1 protein-coding gene is annotated in these 743 nt (G+C 57.3%); it reads right to left on the reverse strand.

What is annotated here, in order from left to right; all coding sequences use genetic code 11:
* The coding region (locus RYH74_RS26300) for an elongation factor Tu (RefSeq protein WP_317410620.1) at window positions 1–743 on the reverse strand (743 nt) is incomplete at both ends.

Below are 743 nucleotides of genomic sequence, written 5' to 3' on the forward strand. Positions count from 1 at the left end.
TCACGCAGACCAACGATTTCCAGCGGATCCTGAACGCGGACGATACCACGCTCGATACGACCGGTAACAACGGTACCACGACCCGAGATCGAGAATACGTCTTCGATCGGCATCAGGAACGGCTGGTCAACGGCACGAACTGGCTCAGGGATGTAGGCATCCAGAGTTTCTACCAGCTTCTTGACAGCGGTAGTACCCATTTCGTTGTCGTCTTTGCCTTCCAGGGCCATACGAGCCGAACCGATGATGATCGGGGTGTCGTCGCCTGGGAAGTCGTAGGTGGACAGCAGGTCGCGAACTTCCATCTCGACCAGTTCCAGCAGCTCGGCGTCGTCTACCAGGTCAGCCTTGTTCAGGAAGACCACGATGTAAGGAACGCCCACCTGACGGGACAGCAGGATGTGCTCACGGGTTTGTGGCATCGGACCATCGGCGGCCGAGCAAACCAGGATCGCGCCGTCCATCTGGGCAGCACCGGTGATCATGTTCTTCACGTAGTCAGCGTGACCTGGGCAGTCAACGTGAGCGTAGTGACGAATGTTCGAGTTGTACTCGACGTGAGCGGTGTTGATGGTGATACCGCGCGCTTTTTCTTCCGGAGCCGAGTCGATCTTGTCGAACTCAACGACTGCCGAACCGAAAACTTCGGAGCAGACGCGAGTCAGAGCTGCGGTCAGAGTGGTCTTACCGTGGTCAACGTGGCCGATAGTGCCGACGTTAACGTGGGGAAGGGAACGATCAAA

Source organism: Pseudomonas sp. LSJ-87 (assembly GCF_032971465.1).
Taxonomy (GTDB): Bacteria; Pseudomonadota; Gammaproteobacteria; order Pseudomonadales; family Pseudomonadaceae; genus Aquipseudomonas; species Aquipseudomonas putida_Z.